Annotated in this window: 4 protein-coding genes and 1 pseudogene; 2 read left to right on the top strand and 3 right to left on the bottom strand. The window is 72.3% G+C overall.

Going from position 1 to position 3,719, the window contains the following annotated elements; genetic code table 11:
- A partial coding sequence (locus tag FV228_RS23145; protein WP_147856735.1) for a cobalamin biosynthesis protein occupies positions 1 to 246 on the top strand: 246 nt, incomplete at its 5' end.
- Positions 247 to 361: 115 nt separating this feature from the next.
- The gene (locus tag FV228_RS23140) at positions 362 to 1,276 is read left to right on the top strand and encodes an NAD(P)-dependent oxidoreductase (protein ID WP_147856734.1); all 915 of its coding nucleotides are present in this window, start codon (positions 362 to 364) and stop codon (positions 1,274 to 1,276) included.
- A gap of 4 nt (positions 1,277 to 1,280) precedes the next feature.
- On the opposite strand, the gene FV228_RS33355 is transcribed toward FV228_RS23140, so the two are convergent.
- The 3 genes and pseudogenes from FV228_RS33355 to FV228_RS23130 all read right to left on the bottom strand — a co-directional run.
- Complete coding sequence (locus tag FV228_RS33355; protein WP_187277872.1) at positions 1,281 to 1,457, bottom strand: hypothetical protein; 177 nt, start codon at positions 1,455 to 1,457, stop codon at positions 1,281 to 1,283.
- Between the two features lie 101 nt (positions 1,458 to 1,558).
- Complete coding sequence (locus tag FV228_RS23135) at positions 1,559 to 2,905, bottom strand: MFS transporter (protein ID WP_147856733.1); 1,347 nt, start codon at positions 2,903 to 2,905, stop codon at positions 1,559 to 1,561.
- A gap of 79 nt (positions 2,906 to 2,984) precedes the next feature.
- Positions 2,985 to 3,719 (bottom strand): annotated as a pseudogene (locus FV228_RS23130) (cobyric acid synthase CobQ); the annotation flags it as partial.

Here is a 3,719-nt window from a genome sequence, read left to right as displayed (position 1 = left end):
GGCCACCACCGCTCGCCCAATGCCGGCTGGCCCGAGGCCTCCATGGCCGGGGCGCTCGGCCTGCGGCTCGCCGGCCCGCGGGTCTATGACGGTACCCTCGTCCCCGACGCCCATATGGGCGACGGCCGGGCCGAGGCCACGGCCGACGACATCGCCCGGGCGCTGACCCTCTACCGCACGGCCTGCCTGATCCAAGGGGGGCTCGTCCTGGCGCTGCTCGCCCTCTGGCTCGTCGCGATGGGCTGACCCGACGGTACGGCCTGCGCCAGGGCTCTGGTTTGCATCATCTTTTTCCGAAAGCCGGCACCCACCTTTCGGGAGGATGCGCTACGCCGGGTTGAGCGGGACTAAGGAGAAGCCGATGCGCGCGGTGTTCGTCGATGCCAGCGAGACCCTGGCGGCGGTGGCGCGCCGCCTGCTGCGGCCGGACGATCCCGCGTTCGCGATCAACCTCCAGCCCGACATCGCCCCGGAGGACCTGCCCGCCCGGCTCGCCGGCGCGGAGATCGCGGTGATCGACCACACCGCCCTCCCGGTCGACGTGGCCCGCGCCTGCACGGGAATGCGGCACGTGGTGTTCCTCGGCACCGGCGCCCGCAGCTACATGGACCCGGAGGCGCTCCGGGCCGCATGCGGCGTCACGGTCCACACGATCAAGGGCTACGGCGACACCGCGGTCGCGGAATGCGCCTTCGCGCTGATGTGGGCCGCCGCCCGAGGCCTGCCCGAGATGGACCGGGCGATGCGGGCGGGGCGGTGGCTGCGCACCGAGGCGATCCAGCTCACCGGCAAGACCGTCGGGCTGATCGGCTTCGGCGGGATCGCGGCCGAGATGGCGCGGCTCTGCAACGGCGCCGGCCTGCGAGTTCTGGCCTGGAACCGGACCCCGAAGACGCATCCGGGCGTCGCGTTCGTACCCTTGGAACGGCTGCTGGCCGAGAGCGACGTGGTCTCGCTCCACCTCCTCCTGACCGACGAGACGCGCGGCTTCCTGTCGGCCGCGCGCATCGCCGCCCTGAAGCCCGGCGCGATCCTGATCAACACCGCCCGGGGCGCGGTGATCGACGAAGACGCCCTCGTGGAGGCGCTCCGCGCCGGGCGGATCGCCGGGGCCGGGCTCGACGTGTTCACGGTCGAGCCGCTGCCCCCCGACCACCCGCTCGCGGGCCTGCCGAACGTCGTCCTGTCGGCGCATTCGGCCTTTCGTACGCCCGAGGCCAGCGACAACCTGATCGGCGCCGCCCTCGACCATTGCCGGCGGATCGCCGCCGGCTGATCCGTCAGTGCTCCGTGCCCGGCATGTTCTGGCGCGGCGCGCCGCCGTGATCGCGGATCACGCTCGAGCGTTCCGGCGAACCCTTGGCGTCGGCGACCTGTTTCCGGGCCGCGGCAGCCAGGAACCAGACGCCGCCCAGAGTGCCCAGGGCGAGGATCAGAAGCGGAATGCCTTCGCTCATTGCGGTACCCTCATCGATGATGTCCCGCGGGAGCGCGAGGTCGCATCATCGTGCCGGATTGAGCGGCACGATGAAGGATAACGCGCGATGCCGACCGATGTTCAGGCGGCGCGGGGCCTCGTCGTCGTCGCGCGCTTGGCCGCATCCCGCCGCAGGGCGGAAAGCACCACGAACATCGCCCCGGCTCCGATCGCCAGGCAGGCGGACAGGAACAGCATCGGCACGAGGTCGCTCTTGGTTTGGTCGCGGATGAACGGGACCATGTTCTGCGCGACGAAGCCGCCGAGGTTGCCGACCGAGTTGATCGCCGCGATCCCGGCCGCCGCGGTCGCCCCGCGCAGGAAGGTCGCGGGCATCGACCAGAAGACCGGCTGGGCCGAGAACGTCCCGGCCGCCGCCACGCACAGGCACGCGAACTTCACGGCGTTGCCCGGCAGGATGACGCTCAACGCCAGCCCGGTCGCCCCGACCAGCGCCGGCCCGACCACGTGCCAGGTCAGGGCGTTGCCCTGGGCGTTGGTGCGGGCGGCGTGGCGGGGGACCCACCACAGGGCGACGGCCGTGGCGACCCACGGGATGATGTTCAGGAAGCCGTTGGTGAGGTTCGAGACGCCGAAGCCCTTGACCACCGTGGGCAGCCAGTAGCCGAGCCCGTAGGCGGCCAGCGGCAGCGAGACGTAGACCCCGGCCAGCATCAGCACGCGCTTGTCGAGGAGCGCCGCGAACGGATTGCCGTGGTCGACGAGGCCGCCGCCCTCGCGCTCGGCCCGGAGCGTGCGGGCGAGCCAGTCGCGCTGGTCCTGGGACAGCCAGGGCGCCGTCTCGGGGCCGTTCGGCAGGATCAGCAGCACGACCACGGTCATCACGATCGCCGGCGCCCCGGTCGCCAGGAACACCCATTGCCAGCCCGCCAGCCCCAGGACTCCGTCGAGGCCGAGCAGCGCCCCGCCGATCGCCGCCCCGACCGCGTTGGCCACCGCGCTGGCGATCATGAACCAGCCGATCATCCGGGCCCGGTGCTCCTGCGGGAACCAGAGGGTGAGCGCGAACAGCACGCCGGGGAAGAAGCCGGCCTCCGCGGCGCCGAGCAGGAAGCGCAGCACGTAGAACATCGCGGCGTTCTGGGTGAAGCCGAGCAGGAGCGTGACGATGCCCCAGGTGAACATGATCCGGGCGAACCAGACCCGGGCGCCGACCCGCTCCAGGAACACGTTGGCCGGCACCTCGAACAGGAAGTAGCCGAGGAAGAACAGCGACGCGCCGAGGCCGTAGGCGGTCTCGCTGAGACCCAGGCTGCCGACCATGTCCAGCTTGGCGTAGGACACGTTCTGCCGGTCGATATAGGCGATCAGGTAGAGGAGGCCGAGCAGCGGCATCAGCCGCACCGTCACCGTGCGGACGGTGCTCTCGGCGAAATCTTCCCCAACCGGGGATTGCGTGGGGGGCATCTGGCGTTCCTCTGGAGCCGTGCGGCCCCTCGTGGCGAGGGCCGGCATTACACAGAGTAATCCCTGGCCCGGCCCTCGCCTACCGGGCAAGCGCCAGCAGCCGGTCGCAGTCGACATGGGCCGCGATGTGTCGCGCCAGGCCGTCGAGGGCCGCCTCGACCCCCGCCTCGTAGCCCGCCCCCTCCGAGACCGTGCCGAGGCGGGCGAGCCAGGCCGCGCGCTGGGCATCGTGCGCGAACAGGCCGTGCACGTAGGTCCCGGCCACCAGCCCGTCCGCCGAGACCGCCCCGTCGGTGCGCCCGTCGGAGAGCCGCAGCAGCGGTCGGGCCGCGTCGGGGCCGTGCGTGGCGCCGATATGCATCTCGTAGCCCGTGAACGGCACCGCGTCGGCCAGGCTCGTGCCGGTGGCCGCAGCCAGCCGCTTGTCCGGTGTCATCACCGTCTCGACGTCGAGGAGCCCGAGGCCCGGCACCGTGCGGGGCGCCCCCTCGATCCCGTGGGGGTCGGCGAGGCTGCGCCCCAGCATCTGGTAGCCGCCGCACAGGCCGAGCACCCGCCCACCCCGCCGGACATGGGCGTGCAGGTCGACGTCCCAGCCCTCGGCCCGGAAGAAATCCAGGTCGTCGATCGTGGTCTTGGAGCCCGGCAGCAGCACCAGGGCGGCCTCCGCGGGGATCGGCGTTCCGGGGCGGACCAGCACCACCGACACCCCGGGCTCGGCCCGGAGCGGGTCGAGGTCGTCGAAATTGGCGATGCGCGGCAGCACCGGCACCGCGACCGTGACGGTCCCGGCCGGACGCGGTGCCGGTGCTGC

Origin of the sequence: Methylobacterium sp. WL18, from assembly GCF_008040015.1 — a bacterium.
GTDB lineage: Bacteria > Pseudomonadota > Alphaproteobacteria > Rhizobiales > Beijerinckiaceae > Methylobacterium > Methylobacterium mesophilicum.
Note: the sequence above shows the minus strand (reverse complement) of the source record. Positions and strands in the feature narration are given on the sequence as shown.

Coding starts and splice junctions, on each gene's coding strand:
- FV228_RS23140 (WP_147856734.1), top strand. CDS start 362: ATGCGCGCGGTGTTCGTCGATGCCAGCGAGACCCTGGCGGCGGTGGCG.
- FV228_RS33355 (WP_187277872.1), bottom strand. CDS start 1,457: ATGAGCGAAGGCATTCCGCTTCTGATCCTCGCCCTGGGCACTCTGGGC.
- FV228_RS23135 (WP_147856733.1), bottom strand. CDS start 2,905: ATGCCCCCCACGCAATCCCCGGTTGGGGAAGATTTCGCCGAGAGCACC.